Annotated in this window: 16 protein-coding genes; 12 read left to right on the top strand and 4 right to left on the bottom strand. The window is 70.5% G+C overall.

Translation table 11 applies throughout. The features are described from left to right. Window positions 1-124: 124 nt before the first annotated feature. From lysA to QE454_RS16875, 7 genes are all read left to right on the top strand, one after another. Window positions 125-1,573, top strand: a complete 1,449-nt coding sequence (gene lysA / locus QE454_RS16905) for a diaminopimelate decarboxylase (RefSeq protein WP_307459437.1) — start codon at window positions 125-127, stop codon at window positions 1,571-1,573. Continuing rightward, on the top strand, window positions 1,570-2,925 hold the full coding sequence (locus QE454_RS16900; RefSeq protein WP_210071980.1) for a homoserine dehydrogenase: 1,356 nt from the start codon (window positions 1,570-1,572) through the stop codon (window positions 2,923-2,925). Before lysA ends, QE454_RS16900 begins: the two co-directional genes overlap by 4 nt. A 1-nt stretch (window position 2,926) precedes the next feature. After that, window positions 2,927-4,009 carry a threonine synthase gene (thrC, locus tag QE454_RS16895; RefSeq protein ID WP_115920114.1) on the top strand — a complete coding sequence of 361 codons (1,083 nt, stop codon included), beginning with the start codon at window positions 2,927-2,929 and terminating at the stop codon, window positions 4,007-4,009. Next, the gene (thrB, locus tag QE454_RS16890) at window positions 4,006-4,938 is read left to right on the top strand and encodes a homoserine kinase (protein WP_307461223.1); all 933 of its coding nucleotides are present in this window, start codon (window positions 4,006-4,008) and stop codon (window positions 4,936-4,938) included. The genes thrC and thrB overlap by 4 nt, the downstream gene beginning before the upstream one ends. A gap of 153 nt (window positions 4,939-5,091) precedes the next feature. Next, window positions 5,092-7,296: a transcription termination factor Rho gene (rho, locus tag QE454_RS16885; RefSeq protein ID WP_307459440.1), complete on the top strand. Its 2,205-nt coding sequence runs from the start codon at window positions 5,092-5,094 to the stop codon at window positions 7,294-7,296. A 32-nt stretch (window positions 7,297-7,328) separates the two neighbouring features. Further along, a complete protein-coding gene (prfA, locus tag QE454_RS16880; RefSeq protein ID WP_267789382.1) occupies window positions 7,329-8,405 on the top strand; it encodes a peptide chain release factor 1 in 1,077 nt (358 codons plus the stop codon). A gap of 9 nt (window positions 8,406-8,414) precedes the next feature. Then, complete coding sequence (locus tag QE454_RS16875) at window positions 8,415-9,008, top strand: GrpB family protein (RefSeq protein ID WP_210071976.1); 594 nt, start codon at window positions 8,415-8,417, stop codon at window positions 9,006-9,008. A 109-nt stretch (window positions 9,009-9,117) separates the two neighbouring features. On the opposite strand, the gene QE454_RS16870 is transcribed toward QE454_RS16875, so the two are convergent. Next, complete coding sequence (locus QE454_RS16870) at window positions 9,118-10,515, bottom strand: amidase (protein WP_307459449.1); 1,398 nt, start codon at window positions 10,513-10,515, stop codon at window positions 9,118-9,120. A gap of 151 nt (window positions 10,516-10,666) precedes the next feature. Continuing rightward, window positions 10,667-11,653 (bottom strand): helix-turn-helix domain-containing protein, encoded by a 987-nt coding sequence (locus QE454_RS16865; RefSeq protein WP_307459451.1) that lies wholly within the window; start codon window positions 11,651-11,653, stop codon window positions 10,667-10,669. A 215-nt stretch (window positions 11,654-11,868) separates the two neighbouring features. Between QE454_RS16865 and QE454_RS16860 the strand changes: the two genes are divergently transcribed. Continuing rightward, window positions 11,869-13,122, top strand: coding sequence for an acyl-CoA dehydrogenase family protein (locus tag QE454_RS16860; RefSeq protein ID WP_210071973.1), 1,254 nt, complete (start codon window positions 11,869-11,871; stop codon window positions 13,120-13,122). Between the two features lie 52 nt (window positions 13,123-13,174). Here QE454_RS16860 and epsC read toward each other — a convergent pair whose 3' ends face one another. Both epsC and cysK read right to left on the bottom strand, forming a co-directional pair. Beyond that, entirely contained in the window at window positions 13,175-13,744 is a 570-nt protein-coding gene (gene epsC / locus QE454_RS16855; protein ID WP_307459454.1) for a serine O-acetyltransferase EpsC, read from the bottom strand. Window position 13,745: 1 nt separating this feature from the next. Further along, window positions 13,746-14,684 carry a cysteine synthase A gene (gene cysK, locus QE454_RS16850; RefSeq protein WP_267786533.1) on the bottom strand — a complete coding sequence of 313 codons (939 nt, stop codon included), beginning with the start codon at window positions 14,682-14,684 and terminating at the stop codon, window positions 13,746-13,748. Window positions 14,685-14,783: 99 nt separating this feature from the next. Here cysK and prmC point away from each other — a divergent pair, with 99 nt between their 5' ends. From prmC to QE454_RS16830, 4 genes are read left to right on the top strand one after another with little or no spacing between them, the layout of a single operon-like run. Continuing rightward, complete coding sequence (gene prmC / locus QE454_RS16845; RefSeq protein ID WP_307459456.1) at window positions 14,784-15,677, top strand: peptide chain release factor N(5)-glutamine methyltransferase; 894 nt, start codon at window positions 14,784-14,786, stop codon at window positions 15,675-15,677. 39 nt (window positions 15,678-15,716) lie between these two features. Next, window positions 15,717-16,454 (top strand): L-threonylcarbamoyladenylate synthase, encoded by a 738-nt coding sequence (locus QE454_RS16840; RefSeq protein ID WP_210071969.1) that lies wholly within the window; start codon window positions 15,717-15,719, stop codon window positions 16,452-16,454. Next, entirely contained in the window at window positions 16,451-17,623 is a 1,173-nt protein-coding gene (locus QE454_RS16835) for an MraY family glycosyltransferase (RefSeq protein ID WP_210071968.1), read from the top strand. Before QE454_RS16840 ends, QE454_RS16835 begins: the two co-directional genes overlap by 4 nt. Continuing rightward, the gene (locus QE454_RS16830; protein ID WP_115920136.1) at window positions 17,620-18,108 is read left to right on the top strand and encodes a hypothetical protein; all 489 of its coding nucleotides are present in this window, start codon (window positions 17,620-17,622) and stop codon (window positions 18,106-18,108) included. The genes QE454_RS16835 and QE454_RS16830 overlap by 4 nt, the downstream gene beginning before the upstream one ends. The last annotated feature ends 165 nt before the right edge of the window (window positions 18,109-18,273 follow it).

The following is an 18,273-nucleotide window of genomic DNA, read 5'->3' as shown; positions in this document are numbered from 1 at the left end:
GTGGGAAAAGGGCGGCATACGTCGTGCCCTAGACTGCAAGGACTGCCCGCCGCGTGACTCTCCGCGCGGGTGGGAGCCGTGATCCGCGGCCGTCGCGTCGCCGCAAAACCCGATTGGTCCCCCTGTGTCCGCCTCGCACTCCGCGCTCGTGCCCGCCTGGCTCACCGCCCCGGCCGAAGCGAACGAGCTCGTCTCCTCCGTCTGGCCCGCCTCGGCGCACCGCGTCGCCGACGGCTCCGTCGAGGTCGGCGGGGTCTCGGTGTTCGACCTCCGCGACCGCTTCGGAACGCCGCTCTACGTCCTCGACGAGCACGAGGTGCGTGCTCACGCTCGTCGTGCTCGCTCCGCCTTCGATTCCGCGGCCGCACGCCACGGCATCCGGGCTCGTGTCTACTACGCCGGCAAGGCCTTCCTCTCGGCCGAGGTCGTGCGCTGGGTCGTCGCCGAGGGGCTCTCGGTCGATGTCTGCACCCGCGGGGAGCTCGAGGTCGCCCTCGCCGGGGGCGCCGAGCCCGCGCGCCTGGGCTTCCACGGCAACAACAAGAGCGTGAGCGAGCTCGAGCGCGCCGTCGAGGTCGGCATCGGTTCGGTCGTGGTCGACAGCCCGATCGAGATCGAGCGTCTCGCCGCGATCGCCGCGCGGCGCGGGGCCGTGCAGTCGGTGCTCGTGCGCGTGCGCACGGGCGTGCACGCCGAGACCCACGCGTTCCTGGCCACGGCCCACGAAGATCAGAAGTTCGGCTTCTCGCTCGAGGGGGCGGCCGAGGCCGTCGCCCGCATCCGCGAGCTGTCGAGTCTGCGGTTCGTGGGGCTGCACGCGCACATCGGTTCGCAGATCTTCGACTCCTCCGGTTTCCGGGAGTCGGCCGCGCGTCTGGTCGACCTGCACGCCGATCTGCTGGCCGGGGGAGAGATCCCCCTTCTCAACGTCGGCGGCGGCTTCGGCATCTCCTACACCTCGGTCGACGACCCGAAGCCCATCGAAGAGATCGCCGACGGCATCGTCGACGCCATCGCCGACGAGTGCGCGGTGCGCGGCATCCCGATGCCCGATGTCGCCACCGAACCGGGGCGCGTCATCGTCGGTCAGGCCGGCATCACGCTCTACGAGGTGGGCACGGTCAAGACCGTGACCGCGGGGGAGGACCTCGACCGCACCTACGTCAGCGTCGACGGCGGTATGAGCGACAACGCCCGCCCCGCGCTGTACGGCGCCGATTTCTCGGCGCGCCTCGTCTCGCGCACGAGTTCCGCTACCCCGGCGCTCTCGCGCGTCGTCGGCCGCCACTGCGAGTCCGGGGACATCGTGGTGGATGCCGAGTACCTTCCGGCCGATGTGACCCCGGGCGATCTGCTCGCGGTGCCCGCCACCGGCGCCTACTGCTTCTCTCTCGCGAGCAACTACAACTACACGCCGCGCCCGCCGGTCGTCGCGGTCCGCGACGGTCAGGCTCGCGTGATCGTGCGCGGCGAGAGCATCGACGACCTGCTCTCGCGCGACGCCGCCATCCCGGCATCCGATTCATCCTTCTCACGCGGCACGACCGCATCACCCCACGGAGACACCGAATGACCGACTACCGCACGCTCCGCGTGGCGCTTCTCGGCGCCGGCGCCGTCGGCTCGCAGGTCGCCGACCTGCTGCTCAAGCACGGCGACGAGCTCGCCGATCGCGCGGGCGCCAAGCTCGAACTCGCCGGCATCGCCGTGCGCAACCTCGACGCGAAGCGCGACGTCGACCTCCCGCAGGAGCTCTACACCACCGACGCCGAGACCCTCATCGTGGGCTCCGACATCGTCATCGAGCTGATGGGCGGCATCGAGCCCGCCCGCACCCAGGTGCTGCACGCGATCGCCTCGGGCGCCGACGTCGTCACCGCGAACAAGGCGCTGCTGGCCACGCACGGCTCCGAGGTCTTCGAGGCCGCCGACCAGGTCGGTGCCGAGGTGTACTACGAGGCCGCCGCAGCCGGTGCCATCCCGATCATCCGGCCGCTGCGCGACTCGCTCGCCGGCGACCGCGTCGTGCGCATCATGGGCATCGTCAACGGCACGACGAACTACATCCTCGACCGCATGGACACCGAGGGCGCCGACTTCGCCGACGTCCTCGCCCAGGCACAGGCCCTCGGGTACGCCGAGGCCGACCCCACCGCCGACGTCGAGGGCTACGACGCCGCGCAGAAGGCGGCGATCCTCGCGAGCCTCGCGTTCCACACGACCGTGCCCCTCGACGCCGTCCACCGCGAGGGCATCACCTCGGTCGATGCCGCGATGATCGAGTCGGCGCGTCACGCCGGATACGTCATCAAGCTTCTCGCGGTGTGCGAGCGCCTGGCCGCCGGTGTCGACGGCACCGAGTCGATCTCGGTGCGCGTGTACCCGGCCCTCGTCGAGCGCACTCATCCCCTCGCGAGCGTGCACGGTGCGAACAACGCCGTCTTCGTGCAGGCCGAGGCCGCGGGCGATCTCATGTTCTACGGTGCCGGCGCCGGCGGCGTACAGACCGCTTCGGCCGTGCTCGGCGACGTCGTGTCGGCCGCCCGCCGTCATATCGCCGGCGGTGTGGGCGTGGGCGAGTCGACCCGCGCGAACCTCCCGGCCGTGCCGATCGGGCACGTCATCACGCGCTACCAGATCACGCTCGAGGTCGACGATCAGCCGGGCGTCCTCGCGACGGTCGCCGGGATCCTCAGCGAGGGGCGCGTGTCGATCGCAACCGTCGAGCAGACGGTCATCGACTCATCTCCGGATGCCGCAGACTCGGGCGCTTCGACAGGCTCAGCGACCGGAGCGGGATCCGCCCGCCTGGTCATCGGAACACACAAGGCCCGCGAGCAGGATTTGAGCGAGACCGTCGAGCGTCTCGCCGCGAGCGGCGTCGTCGAGCGCGTGGTCTCCGTGCTGCGTGTGGAAGGGAACTGACATGGCACACCTCTGGGGCGGAGTCCTCCGCGAATACGCCGATCGTCTGGGTGTCACCGACGCCTCCACCGTCGTCACCCTCGGCGAGGGCGGCACGCCGCTGCTGCCGGCACCCGCGCTGTCCCGTCGTACGGGCGCCGACGTCTGGGTCAAGTACGAGGGGATGAACCCCACCGGGTCGTTCAAAGACCGCGGCATGACGGTGGCGCTCTCGCGTGCGGTCGAGCACGGCGCCAAGGCCGTCATCTGCGCCTCGACCGGCAACACCTCGGCCTCGGCGGCGGCGTACGCCGCGCACGCCGGCATCACCGCCGCGGTGCTCGTGCCCGAGGGCAAAATCGCCATGGGCAAGCTCAGCCAGGCCGTCGCCCACAACGGCCGGCTCATCCAGATCCGGGGCAACTTCGACGACTGCCTCGAGATCGCGCGCGAGCTCGCCGACCACTACCCGGTGCACCTGGTCAACTCGGTCAACCCCGACCGCATCGAGGGGCAGAAGACGGCGGCCTATGAGGTCGTCGAGGTCCTCGGCGACGCTCCCGACTTCCACTTCATCCCGGTCGGCAACGCCGGCAACTACACCGCGTACTCGCGCGGCTATCGCGAAGAGGCCGCCCGCGGCGTCGCCACCCGCGTGCCGCGCATGTTCGGCTTCCAGGCCGCCGGCTCCGCACCTCTCGTGCGCGGCGAGGTCGTCAGGCAGCCCGAGACCATCGCCAGCGCGATTCGCATCGGAAACCCCGCGTCCTGGGAGCTGGCTCTCGAGGCACGCGACGCCACCGACGGCTACTTCGGCGCGATCGACGACGCCGGAATCCTCGAGGCGCAGAAGATCCTCGCCGGCGAGGTGGGCATCTTCGTCGAGCCCGCTTCCGCCATCAGCGTCGCGGGTCTGCTCGAGCGCGCCGAGGCCGGAGTCGTCCCCGCCGGCGCGAAGGTCGTGCTCACCGTCACCGGCCACGGACTCAAGGACCCCCAGTGGGCCCTGCGCCGCGCCGACGGCACCGACGTATCGCCCACGGTCGTCGACGCCGCCACCTCGGAGGTCGCCTCCGTGCTCGACCTGCAGCCGGTGACCGCGTGAGCCCAGGCCCCGGTCGTCGGGTCGCCGTTCGCGTTCCCGCCACCAGCGCGAACCTCGGGCCCGGCTTCGACACCCTCGGCCTCGCCCTGAGCGTGTACGACGAGCTCGTCGTCGAGCAACTCGATGCGGACCGCCTCGAGATCGAGGTGGAGGGGGAGGGCGCGATTGACGTCCCCCGCGACGCCTCGCACCTCGTGGTGCGCGCGATGGCGCACACGTACGCCTCGGTCGGTCGTTCCCTTCCGGGACTCCGGCTGACGGCGCACAACGTCATCCCGCACGGGCGCGGCATGGGATCCTCGGGGGCCGCCGTGGTCGCCGGCATCCTGGCCGCGAAGGGACTGCTCGAGGGAGAGGTCGTCTTCAGCGACGTCGATCTGCTGCGCCTGGCCACCGAGATGGAGGGGCACCCCGACAACGTCGCACCGGGCCTCTTCGGCGGACTCACGATCGCGTGGATGGATGCCGAGGGCCCCCAGCACAAGCAGCTCATCGTGCACCGTGGTGTGTCGCCGCTCGTCTTCGTGCCCGGTTTCACGATGTCCACCGCCGTCGCCCGGAGCCTCCAGCCGCTGCAGGTGCCGCGCGAGGACGCGGTGTTCAACGTCTCGCGCTCGGCCCTGCTGATCGCGGCGATGACGCAGAGCCCCGAGTTGCTGATGGCAGCCACCGAAGACAAGCTGCACCAGAACTACCGCGCGCAGGCCATGCCCGAGACCGACCGTCTCGTGCGGTCCCTGCGTGCCGAGGGCTACGCCGCCGTCGTCTCGGGCGCAGGGCCCAGCGTGCTCGTGCTCGCCGACGGGCCGGGGCAGCGACTTGCGGCGGCGGATCTTATGGCATCCGTGGTCGACACCCCGTGGCAGGCGCTCATGCTCGCCGTCGACGTCAAGGGTGGTACAGTGAAAAACGCAGAGGGTTCCGCGTAACTTCGCGAATCTGAGCCTCTGCACCACCTGCGAAATCCGCAACACATCGCGAACCCGGTATCGGCTGCAGTCTCCCGAACCGCTGGTGTCCTTCGTCTGCGTTCTGCATGGCGAAGCGCGATCTGATCACGTTTCATTTTCTGAGGAGCACTCGTGGAGTCCATCTCCGAGACCCAGCCCGTCGACGCGCCCGAGGGCGTCGAGACCGACGAGCAGCCCACCGCTGCCGATCAGGGCACCGACACCGAACAGGCCACCGAGGCCGCTGCGGAGGGCGCTGGCGCCCCCGCTGTCGACGAGCCCGCCGAGGCGGACACCGCCGCTGCCGACGCGCAGCCCGAGGCGCTGTTCACCGACGACGCGCTCGTCGAGGCGCCTGCCGCCGACGCCGCGCCCGCGGCCGAAGAGGCCCCCGTCGAGGAAGCCCCCGTCGAGGAGGCCCCCGTCGCGGAGGCCGCCCCCGTCGAGAAGCCCGCTCGCGCTCCGCGCAAGCGCGCTCCGCGCCGTGCGAAGAGCGCCACCGCCGAGGAGACGGCCGCCGCTGAGGCCGCCGCCGCCGAAGAGAAGGCCGCCGCGGACGCCGCTGCGGCCGAAGCGCCGGCCGCGGACGAGTCCGCCGACGCCGCCACGCCCGTCACCACGGCGGCGGACGTCGCCGCTGACGCAGAGGCCGCCGCCGAGACCCCCGCCGTCGCCGAGACCCCCGCCGTCGCCGAGACGACCGCCGCCGACGAGGCGAGCGCCGCCGACGAGGCGAGCGCCACCGAGACCGCGTCCGCCGAGACCGGTTCGACCGACGACGCCGCTGCTTCGACGACCGACACGGCGTCGGCCGAGGGCGCATCGACCGACGCGTCGGCGCCCGAGAGCGCCGAGCAGGGCGACGAGACGCCGGCCCGCGGCCGCGGCCGCAGCCGCTCGCGCAACCGCAACCGCAACAAGGCCGACGCCGACAAGGGCGAGACGCCGGCACAGCCCTCCGCCGACGAGGCCGAGGCGCCCGAGAAGACCCCGCGCGAGAACGTTCAGCGCGACAACGCTCAGCGCGACAACGCCCAGCGCGAGAACGCGCAGAACGGCCAGCAGGCCCAGCAGCAGCAGGGCGGCTCGGCGAACAGCCGCAACCGTCAGCGCAACAAGCGCCGTGGCCAGAGCGTCGCGGGCGACGAGTTCGAGACCGAGATCGGTGAGGACGACGTCCTCGTCCCCATCGCCGGTGTCCTCGACGTGCTCGACAACTACGCCTTCGTCCGCACCACGGGGTACCTGCCCGGCCCGAGCGACGTCTACGTCTCGCTCGGCCAGGTGAAGAAGTACAACCTGCGCAAGGGCGACGCCGTCGTCGGTGCGATCAAGCAGCCCCGCGAGGGCGAGCAGCAGGGCCGTCAGAAGTACAACGCTCTCGTGCAGGTCGACTCGATCAACGGTCTGTCGGTCGACGATGCCGCCGCTCGCGTCGAGTTCAACAACCTCACGCCGCTCTACCCGCAGGAGCGCCTGCGCCTGGAGACCGGCCCCGAGAAGCTCACGCAGCGCATCATCGACCTGGTCGCCCCGGTCGGCAAGGGCCAGCGCGGCCTGATCGTCGCGCCCCCGAAGGCCGGTAAGACCATCGTTCTGCAGCAGATCGCCAACGCGATCGCCACGAACAACCCCGAGGTCCACCTCATGGTCGTGCTCGTCGACGAGCGCCCCGAAGAGGTCACCGACATGCAGCGCACGGTCCGCGGCGAGGTCATCGCCTCGACGTTCGACCGTCCGGCCGAGGACCACACCACGGTCGCCGAGCTCGCCATCGAGCGCGCGAAGCGTCTCGTGGAGCTGGGTCGCGACGTCGTCGTGCTGCTCGACTCGATCACCCGCCTCGGCCGCGCGTACAACCTCGCCGCCCCCACCTCGGGGCGCGTGCTGAGCGGCGGCGTCGACGCATCGGCGCTGTACCCGCCCAAGCGCTTCTTCGGCGCCGCGCGCAACATCGAGAACGGTGGATCGCTCACCATCCTCGCCACCGCTCTGGTGGAGACCGGCTCCAAGATGGACGACGTCATCTTCGAAGAGTTCAAGGGCACAGGAAACAGCGAGCTGCGCCTGAACCGCCAGCTCGCCGACAAGCGCATCTTCCCGGCCGTCGACGTCAACGCGTCGAGCACCCGCCGCGAAGAGATGCTGCTGTCGAACGACGAGGTCAAGATCACCTGGAAGCTCCGTCGCGCGCTGGCCGGCCTCGAGCCCCAGCAGGCCCTCGAGGTCGTGCTCGGAAAGCTCAAGGAGACCCAGTCCAACGTCGAGTTCCTCGTGCAGATGCAGAAGTCGATCCCGGCGCCCGCGCGCGGCGGTGACGACAACAGCATCCGCTGATCGGGGCGGGAGACGCGATGTCGGAGCCCGCGATGTTCGAGTCGGTCCGCGGACTGCTCGAGGAGCACAAGGCCGTCCAGGAAGAGCTCTCCGACCCGGCCGTGCACGCGGACGCCGCGCGCGCCAAGCGCGTCAACCGGCGTTATGCCGAGTTGTCGCGGATCGTGACGGCGCACGAGGCGTGGGTCTCGGCATCCGATGATCTCGAGGCCGCACGCGAGCTCGCCCGCGAGGACGAGGCGTTCGCCGACGAGGTACCTGGTCTCGAGGAGCGGGTCGCCGAGACGCAGGAGCGTCTGCGACGTCTGCTCATCCCGCGCGACCCCGACGACGCCCGCGACGTCATCATGGAGATCAAGGGCGGCGAGGGGGGAGCCGAGAGCGCCCTCTTCGCGGCCGACCTGCTGCGCATGTACCTGCAGTACGCGGCATCCATGGGCTGGAAGACCGAGCTCCTCGAGCGCACGGAGTCCGACCTCGGCGGCTACAAGGACGTCCAGGTCGCGATCAAGGGGTCCTCGAGCGACCCGGCCCAGGGAGTGTGGGCGCACCTGAAGTACGAGGGCGGCGTGCACCGCGTGCAGCGCGTGCCGGCCACCGAGTCGCAGGGGCGTATCCACACCTCCACCACGGGCGTGCTCGTCTTCCCCGAGGTCGACGAGCCCGAAGAGGTCGCGATCGACCCCAACGACCTGAAGATCGACGTCTTCCGCTCGTCGGGCCCCGGTGGTCAGTCCGTCAACACGACCGACTCCGCCGTGCGCATCACCCACGTTCCCACCGGGATTGTCGTGTCGATGCAGAACGAGAAGTCGCAGCTGCAGAACCGCGAGGCCGGCATGCGTGTGCTGCGCGCCCGCCTTCTCGCCAAGCAGCAGGAGGAGCGCGACGCCGTCGCCGCCGATGCGCGCAAGTCGCAGATCCGCGGCATGGATCGCTCCGAGCGCATCCGCACCTACAACTTCCCCGAGAACCGCATCGCCGATCACCGCACCGGGTACAAGGCGTACAACCTCGACCAGGTGATGGACGGCGCTCTCGGTCCGATCATCGAGTCGGCCATCACGGCCGACGAAGAAGCGCGGCTCGCGGCCCTCGCCGACTCCTAAGCTCGGGTGGTGCCCACCGCCGCTCAGATCGTGTCGTTCGACGACACCTCGCCCCCGCCCGGGCTCTCGCCGTGGGTCGGCCCCGCCGAGCAGGTGCGGCAGATCGAGATCGTGGATCCGGATGCCGCGTGGCCCGAGATCTTCGAGGTGCTCCGCGTCCGCATCGTCGGTGCGCTGGGTGACCGCGTCCTCGCGATCGAACACATCGGCTCGACGTCGGTGCCGGGGCTGGCCGCCAAGCCGATCATCGACATCGACCTGACGGTCGCCGATACCGACGACGAGGACGCCTTCGTCCCTGCCCTCGAGGCGCTCGGATTCGTGCTGCGCGTGCGCGAGCCGTGGTGGCTGGGGCACCGCTGCCTGGTCTCGGCGGAGCCGGCCGCCAACCTGCACGTGTGGCCGCCCGACAGTCCCGAGGCGGCGCGGCACCGCATCTTCCGCGACTGGCTGCGCGCAGACGAGGCCGATCGACAGCGGTACGCCGCGGTCAAGCGCGAGGTCGCGGCCGACGGCTTGATGAGCGAGTACAACGCCCGCAAAGAGGGCGTGATCCGCGAGATCTACGCCCGCGCCTTCGCGGCGGCGGGCCTGTTGCCCTGACGGGCGCCATTCCGGGACCGCGACACAGGATCCACGGCCGTGACCCGTCCGCAGAGCGGCGTCAGCGCTTCGGCGCGGGCGGATCTCCTGCGCTGTGCACTGATGGGCGTCAGTCGTCCCAGGCGGGCGGGTGGGGGAGCGGGCCTCGGCGGGCCTCGAGCTGCGCGGCGAGCGACAGCAGCGTCGCCTCGCCGCCCGGACGCCCGACGAGCTGGATGGACACGGGGTGGCCGGTGGTGTCCCTCGTCAGGGGCACCGTCAGCGCGGGTAGCCCCGCGACGTTGACGAAGCTCGAATACGGCGCGTACTCCACCTGCATCGCGAACGTCCGCTCGGGGCCATGTCCGGCGTAAGCCCCCACGGGTTGCGGCCGCTGCGCCAGCGCGGGAGTGAGCACCGCGTCGAAAGCGGCGAAGTCGGCGATCGTGCGGCGTTCGAACGCGCGCGCCGAGGCCAGACCGCCGAGCAGGTCCAGCGCGGACAGTCGGCGTCCCTCGCGGACGAGCCACGCCGTCAACGGCTCGACGAGCATCATGTCGTCGTCGCTCAACGGGATCCGCGCTGCGCTCGCCCTCCACAGCACGTGGAACAGCGACGCGTAGCCGAAGGGATGCCAGTCGGCATCCGCCACCGCATGTCCGGCGTCGCTGAGCCAGGCGGCGGCCGTGTCGAAGGCGGTGCGGGCGTCGGCGTCGAGCACGATGTCCTCGTCGTCGTCCCACGGCGACACGGTCGTGATCCCCACGCGCAACGCTCCCGGTGGCCGCCGGGCGGCCTCGACGAACGGCCCCGCGCCGGGCGCCGCCGTGGCGTACGTGAACGGCGCGAGGCCGACGAGCGCGTCGAGCAGCAGCCCGGCGTCCTCTGCCGAGCGGGCGATCGGTCCGGTCACCGACAGGCCGTCCGGGGAGTCGAAGCCGGATCCGATCGGTAGCCGCCCCCGCGACGGTTTGAGTCCGACGACACCCACGGTCGCCGAGGGGATGCGGATCGACCCACCGCCATCCGAGCCGACGGCCGCCGGCAAGAGCCCCGCCGCGACGGCGACGGCGGCCCCACCGCTGGATCCGCCCGCCCCGGCCGTGAGGCGCCACGGATCCCGCGCCGGCGCGTGGATCAGCGGCTCGGTGAACCCGGTGAGTCCGAACTCCGACGTGCTCGTCTTTCCCACGTTGATCGTCCCCGCGGCATCCAGCGCTTCGGCAAGGGGATCGGATGCCGCGGGCACGAGGTGCACGCGGGCTCGTGAGCCGTAGCGGGTGGGGACGCCGGCGCGGGCGACGAGGTCCTTGTCGGCGAGCGGCACGCCCCACAGGGGACCGGTGGCGGGGTCGAGGGTGGCGGCGCGGCGCAGCGCGGCGTCGGGTGTCACCTCGGCGAAAGCGCCCAGGTCGGCCAACCGGGCGATGCGGTCGAGGTAATGGGCCGTGAGCTCGGGCGGGTCGAGCGTGCCGTCGGCGAGGCCTCCGACCTGCGCGACGAGCGACAGGTCGTGCAGGCGGGTCATGTTCCGAGCCTACGACGGCATCGAGCAGCGCGTCTCTCGCCGACGCCACGCACCGATGCGACCCACGTTCGCGCAGCGTCCCCGTCGACCTGCCTCGCGAGGCCGCACGGGCCGCCCCGTCGCCGGCCCGGCGCCTGTCCACCGCGGACGGCTATCCGGCGCGCTCCCACGCCGCGCTGTCCTCGTCGAGCTGCTCCAGAATCTCGCGGGGCGTCTGCCCGAGGTGGTGGCGGAAAGCCCGATGCAGGTGAGACAGGTCGCTGAACCCCCACTTGGCGGCGAGCTGCGTCATCGTCATCCGCCCGCGCATCGCGCGCAGGTCGTCGGCACACCCCCGCACCCGCACGCGCATGACGGTCTGACCGAAGGTGAGGGGAGCATCCTCGTACAGCTGATGGAGTTTGCGCACCGAGACGGCGAAGTGCCGCGCGATCGCTGACGGTGAAGTGTCCACGAACCGGATGTGCCTCTCCAGATGGCGCGCGATGCTGCGACGCAGTTCCTCGTCCCCGCCGTGTTCCTGGCTGACGGATCCGGTCGACGCGGAATGCGAGAGTGCGCGGCTCAGAGACGAGACGGCGACCCCCACGGCATCCGCTTCGCTGTCGGTCATTCTCGACGCCTGCTCCCACGAGGAGCGCAGGGTGTCGGCGACGACCGCTCCGAGCCCGGTCGCGGCGGAGAACGCCCGTGCCGTGGCATCCGCCCGCAAGACGTCGGGGATGTCATGAGCCGGTACGCGGAACGACACCGTCCGCCACGGGTCGAGGTAGTCCAGCGTGAACGAGCGGGTGGCATCCACGATCGAGAACGTCCCCGGACCCGACATGCTGCGTCGGCCGTCCTGCGAGACGACGCAGCGCCCGTCGAGCATCAGGTTGACGAAGACGACCTCGTCGTCGACCCGGCGCACCTCGTCGGGACCGTGGTGGATGACCTGTGCGCACGTCGCGATCTCGGCACCGGTGGTGTGGCCGAAGGGCCTGCTCTCGACCCGGCCCTGCAGGCCCACGCGGGACCAGTCGTCGCGCGTGTCTCGCGCCGCGGGGCGGAGGGGCGTGAACGCGGCGCACACGACCTCGCGCCAGTACGCGAACTGCTCCCGCGGCGGTCGGTCGCGTGTGTCCCATCGATTCATCGGTTCCTCCTCGGCGGCCCGCGGATGTCGACGAACTCAGCAGAGCAATGCGCTGTTACCCGGGACGCCGCATCGCGTGTCGTGCCGGTAACGAAGTGCTCACCGCGGCATCGCGTGCACTGTCGTCCTCACCGTCGTGCACGCGCGTCCAATTGCTGCCGTCCGTGGCGCTGCGACGCTACCCACACCTCATCCGACGAGACAGGAGCTCATCCGTGGCCATCGACTTCACCCTCTCCGAAGAGCAGCTCGGTCTGCGCCTGCAGGCGCGGGAGTTCGCCGAGACCGTGCTCAGCCAGGTTCCCGACGTCATCGCGCCCATCCCCGACCCGCTCGACCGCTTCCGCGCCCTGAAGCCCTTCTACCAGCAGATGGTCGACGCCGGCTTCGTCAAGGGACTCATCCCCGTCGACAACGGCGGGCACCGCTTCAGCAACCTGCAGTTCGCTCTCGCCTGCGAGGAGCTCGCGCGCGTCGAGATCAACACCCCGACCATCGTCCTCGGCACCGGTCTCGGCACCTTCCCGATCATCACGGCGGGCACGCCCGAGCAGAAGGAGCGCTTCCTCGCCCCCTTCGTCGACGGCAGCCCCGCTCTCGCGGCGATCGCGTTCACGGAGGCGGCGGGAGGCGCCAACTTCGACCACCCCGACCCGAAGTACGGCGTGCAGACCTTCGCCGTCCGCGACGGTGACGAGTGGGTCCTCAACGGACGGAAGGCATACACGACCAATGCCTCGGGCTGGGACGACGAGGGCGCCGACATCATCAGCGTCGTCTGCCGCATCGACGAGACCAAGCCCCCGGCCGAGTCGCTCGCGATCATCGTCGTCGAGAAGGGCACGCCCGGTGTCACCTTCTCGGGCATCATCGACACGATGGGCCACCTCGCCACGAACTCGCCGTACGTGGACTTCGTCGACGTCCGCGTGCCCGTGGAGAACCTCATCGGTGCGCCCGGTGACGGGATGGCGCTGACGAAGGGATCGTTTTCGTGGACGTGCTCCAGCATCGCCGCGGCGGCGGTCGGCAAGATGCGCCGTGCCTTCGAGATCGCGTACGACTTCGTCTCGACCGAGAAGCGTTCGGGCAGTGTGCCGGTCATCGACCACCAGAACGCCGGATACATGCTCGCCGACATCAAGACGCGGATCGAGGTCGGCCGGTACTTCGCCTGGAAGGCCGCCGACCACTTCGACAAGACCGGGGGCCTCGACCGCGAGCTGTCGAACATGTCGAAGATCTACAACTCCGAGCTCGCCGTGCAGACGGTCTACGACGCGATGCGCCTTGTCGGGGTGGACTCCTACGGCGACCGCGTGCCGCTCGGCGGCATCATGCAGGACGTGCTGTGCCTTCCGATCTACGACGGCGGCAACATGGGCGTGCGACGCCGCCACCTGCACGAGATGCTGCGCACCCCGGGCTACGACCACCTGGCCGCGGCGGAGAACCGCCTGTCGGTCTGATCGACCCACCCCCGTGCGGGACCGCGGCGATGGCGGACCCGCACGGGGGTGTTCAGATCCAGTACTCGGGCGTCGTCAGCACCGCGCGGGTGTCCTCGCCGGCACGGCGTTGACGCGCTTTGGCGGGTACGCCGACGAGCACGCTGTCGGCCGGGGCATCCGCGGTCACGACGGCGTTGGCGCCGACCGCGCTGCGGGCGCCGATCGTGATCGGCCCGAGGATCTTCGCCCCGGCGCCGACCGCGACACCGTCGTGCAGTGTCGGGTGCCTCTTGCCGCCCTCGCGCTGACGACCGCCCAGGGTGACACCGTGGTACAGCATCACGTCGTCGCCGACCTCGGCCGTCTCGCCGACCACGACACCCATGCCGTGATCGATGAAGAAGCGTCGACCGATCGTGGCGCCGGGGTGGATCTCGACCCCGGTGAGCCACCGGGTCACCTGCGACAGGGCCCGCGCCGGGAAGCGCAGACCCCGTCGCCAGAGCCGGTTCGCGATGCGGTACGACCACACGGCGTGAAGCCCCGGGTACAGCAGCGCGATCTCGAGGCCGCCGCGCGCCGCGGGATCGCGGAGCTTGGCCGAGGAGATGTCTTCGCGGATGCGGGAGAGGACCCCCACGTCAGTCTTCGCGCAGGTGCTCGTAGAGCGCCGTCGAGAGGTACCGCTCGCCGTAGGAGGGGATGATGACGACGATGTTCTTGCCCGCCGCCTCGGGGCGCCGCGCGACCTCGAGGGCCGCCCAGATCGCCGCACCCGACGACATGCCGACCAGGATGCCGTCTTTCGCAGCCGTCTCACGGGCCAGGCGGATCGCGTCGTCGAACTCGACGTCGATCACCTCGTCGATGATGTCGCGGTCGAGGATCGCGGGCACGAAGTTGGGGCCGATGCCCTGGATCTTGTGGGGACCGGGGTGGCCCTTGGTGAGCACGGGGGAGTCGGCGGGCTCGACGGCGACGACCTTGACCCCGGGCACGCGCTCCTTGAGCACTTGGCCGACGCCGGTGATGGTGCCGCCGGTGCCGATTCCGGCGACGAAGTAGTCGACCTTGCCCTCGGTGTCGCGCAGGATCTCTTCGGCCGTGGTCTTGCGGTGGATCGCGGGGTTCGCCTCGTTCTCGAACTGGCGGGCCCAGACGGCGCCCGGCGTCTCGGCGACGATGCGCTTGGCCTCGTCCACGGCGTGCGACATGCCCTTGGTGGGATCGGTGAGTACGAGCTCGGCGCCGAAGGCCTTGAGCAGGATGCGGCGTTCCTTCGACATCGAGGCCGGCATCGTGAGGATGACCTTGTACCCGCGTGCGGCGCCCACCATGGCGAGAGCGATGCCGGTGTTGCCGCTCGTCGACTCGACGATCGTGCCGCCGGGCTTGAGCTCGCCCGAGGCTTCGGCCGCGTCGATGATGGCGATGCCGAGGCGGTCCTTGACGCTCGAGGCGGGGTTGTAGAACTCGAGCTTGGCGAGGATCTGGCCGCCCGCGCCTTCGGCGACGCGGTTCAGCCGCACGAGCGGCGTGTCGCCGAATGCAGAGGTGATGTCGGAGTGGATGCCGGGCATGGCTCGCCTTTCGCCGTCGGTCGGGACGCGATCATTTTAGGCGAGCCTTCCGACACCGCCGGCCCGTGTGACGCCGCGCGACTAGGCTGGGCTCCCGTCATGCCAGAGACCGTCCCGCTCCCCGTCCCCACGGCCCTTTCGGTCGCCGATGTCCTGCGCTCCGCCGCGCAGCGACTGCACGCGGCGGGAGTGCCCGATCCGCAGGTCGACGCCGAACTCCTCGTCGCCCATGCGCTCGACTCCTCCCGCGGCGGGGTGCAGGCCGCCGCCATCCGCGGAGACCGGATGCCGGAGCCCGCCGCGCGCGCCCTCGCCCCTCTGCTCGACCGCCGTGCGGCCCGTGAGCCCCTGCAGCACCTCACCGGTCTCGCGCCGTTCCGTTCCCTGGAGCTGGCGGTGGGACCGGGCGTGTTCGTCCCGCGCCCCGAGACGGAGATGGTGGCCCAGCTCGCGATCGACGCGCTGCGCTCTGCGGCATCCGAGGCGCCGATCGCGGTCGATCTCGGAACCGGCAGCGGCGCGATCGCGCTCGCGATGGCCACCGAGGTACCCCACGCCCGTGTCTTCGCCGCCGAGAACTCGGTGGACGCGTTCGTCTGGACGAAGCAGAACGTGGCCCGCGTCGGTGCCGGCAACGTCACACTCGCTTTCGTCGACCTCGCCGACGCGTTCCGAGAGCTCGACGGGACCGTGTCGGTCGTGGCATCCAACCCTCCTTACGTTCCCGACGACGCGATTCCGCGTGATCCCGAGGTGCGTCTCTACGACCCGCCTGCGGCGCTGTACGGGGGACCGGACGGACTGGATGCCGTGCGCCATCTCAGCCGCGTCGGACTCCGGCTCGGTCACCCCGGGGCGATGATCGTCATCGAGCACGGCGAGTGGCAGGGCGAGGCCATCCGCGAGATCCTCGTCGCCGACGGCTGGCGTTCGGCCGCGACCCACCGCGATCTGACGAGCAGGGATCGCGCCACCACCGCCACCCGTCCGTGACCACGCGGAGGGCGGCGCGCGACTAGACTGACGCGCGTTATGTCACCCGTCTACGACTGCCGTGACGAATCGCAGCTGCTGTCCGGAATGCGCCACGCGCGTCAAGCGATCGGCCGCGGCGAGCTCGTCGTGCTCCCCACCGACACCGTCTACGGAATCGCCGCGGACGCCTTCAACGCGCGTGCCGTCGCGGGCCTGCTCGAGGCGAAGGGCCGCGGACGCCAGCAGCCGCCGCCCGTCCTCGTCCCCGGAGTCGGGACGCTGCGGGCCCTCGTCGCCGAGATCCCTCCCGCCGTCGACGATCTCGTTCGCGAGTTCTGGCCGGGAGGGCTGACGATCGTGCTCCCCGCCCAGCCCTCGCTCTCGTGGGACCTCGGTGACACGCACGGCACGGTCGCGGTGCGCATGCCCGCGCAGAAGATGACGCTCGAACTGCTCGAAGAGACCGGACCGCTCGCGGTGTCGAGTGCGAACCTCACGGGTCGAGCAGCGGCGGTCGACATCGACTCCGCTCGTGACATGCTCGGCGACAGTGTGGCGGCCTACCTCGACGCCGGCGTCAGCGAGACGGGCGTCGCCTCGACGATCATCGACGCGACGACACTCGTCGGGGGAGCGGAGCCGCAGATCCGCGTGCTGCGCGAGGGCGCGATCTCGCGCGACCGTCTGCGCGCGGTGGTGGGCGACCTCCTCGAGCCGGACCCCGTCGACGAGGTCGTGGACCCCCTCGCGACACCCTCCGCAACGACCCCGGATGCCGAGGCGCCGGGTCCGTGACCCAATACCTCCTCACCATCCTGTTCACGGCGGCGGTCACGCTCGCGCTGTCGTGGGTGGTGTGGAAGCTCGCTCTGCGGTTCAAGCTGTACCCCGGCATCCGCGACCGCGACGTGCACAAGACGCCCACCCCGCGCCTCGGTGGTGTCGCGATGTTCCTCGGCGTGGTCGCCGCCTTCGCGCTCTCGAGCAGGAACCCCTACTTCGCGATCTTCTGGATCGACCCCGTCCCGGTGCTCTCCCTGCTCGGGGCGGTGCTGCTCATCGTGCTCGTCGGCGTCGCAGACGACCTGTGGGATCTCGACTGGATGATCAAGCTCGGCGCGCAGTTCGTGGCGGCCGGCATCATCGCCTGGTTCGGTCAGCTGCAGATCCTGTCGTTGCCGATCGGCGCACTCACGGTGGGATCGAGCTGGGTGAGCTTCCTGCTGACCGTGTTCGCGATGGTCGTCGTCATGAACGCCGTGAACTTCATCGACGGGCTGAACGGCCTCGTGGCGGGCGTTTGTCTGATCGCCAACGGCGTCTTCTTCGCGTACTCGTACCTCCTGGTGCGCGACACCGGAGCGAGTACCTACTTCAACCTCGCGTCCTTCATCGCGGCGGTGCTCGTGGGGGCGTGCCTGGGCTTCCTCCCGATGAACTGGACCCCGGCGAAGCTCTTCATGGGCGACGCGGGCGCACTCATGCTGGGGCTGCTCATGGCGAGCTCCGCCGTCGCGATCACCGGTCAGCTCGACCCCGCGGTGCTCGATCCCGAGAAGATCGGCCGTTCGCAGCTGCTCGGTGCCTTCATCCCGATCCTGTTGCCCGTGGTCATCGTGCTGCTGCCCCTGCTCGACTTCGGGCTCGCGGTCGCGCGGCGGCAGTGGGCGGGCAGATCGCCCTTCTCGCCGGACCGCAAGCACCTTCACCACCGCATGCTCGACATGGGGCACACCGACCGCGACGCGGTTCTCATCTTCTACAGCTGGACCGCCGTGGTGAGCCTCGCGTTCCTGCTGATGTACATCGGCACCCAGCAGGGCTGGCCCGGCGACTACGCGATCGGTATCGCCTTCGGCGTGACCGGTGTCGCCGCTTGCGCCGTCCTCACGCTCCTGCCCTCCCAGCACCGTCTGCGGTTGTCCCGCCGACCCCGACCCACCCGACCGGAGTCCTCCTCATGAGCAGTGTTTCGCCCGCCCCTCGTCGCCCTCTCTCCAGTACCCCGGTGCTGCGCACCGCCCTGGTATGGGGTGGCATCGTGACGGCGGTGCTGCTCGTGCTCGGGGCTGTCGTGGGCTTCCTCGTCGGGGGCGGGGGAGGCCTCGGCAGCGCCCTGTCGGGCGTCGCGGTCAGCGCGATCTTCCTCGCGGTGACGGCCATCAGCATCCTCGTGGCGAACCGCTGGTTCGGAGATCCCCTCTACGTGCCGATCTTCTTCGGAATCGTCCTGGGCGGGTGGCTGCTGAAGCTCATCCTGTTCATCGTGGCGATCGTGGTGCTGCGCGGACAGGGGTGGGTCGACCCGGTCGTGTTCTACGTGGCGCTCGTCGTCAGCGTCATCGCGTCGCTCGCCGTCGACGTGGTCGTGTTGCTGCGCATGCGTATCCCGAGCGTGAGCGATGTGACCCTGCCCACCGACCCCGACGCGGGCGATCGCCGATCCTGAGACCCCCGTATCTCATGAGGCGGCACGTCGCGGCCCATTAGTCCGTCGGCGAGACGATCACGGCACTCGGACTCATGGATCCGCCGGGAGTTTGATAGGGTTGCCGTAGTACCCACCCGCGATTGGAACTCTTCTCCAGGCTCGCACTTCGGGTAACAATCACCG

It is taken from the genome of Microbacterium sp. SORGH_AS_0454 (assembly GCF_031453395.1).
Taxonomy (GTDB): Bacteria; Actinomycetota; Actinomycetes; order Actinomycetales; family Microbacteriaceae; genus Microbacterium.
The sequence above is the reverse complement of the archived record's forward strand: the minus strand, read 5'-3'. Positions and strand labels throughout refer to the sequence as shown.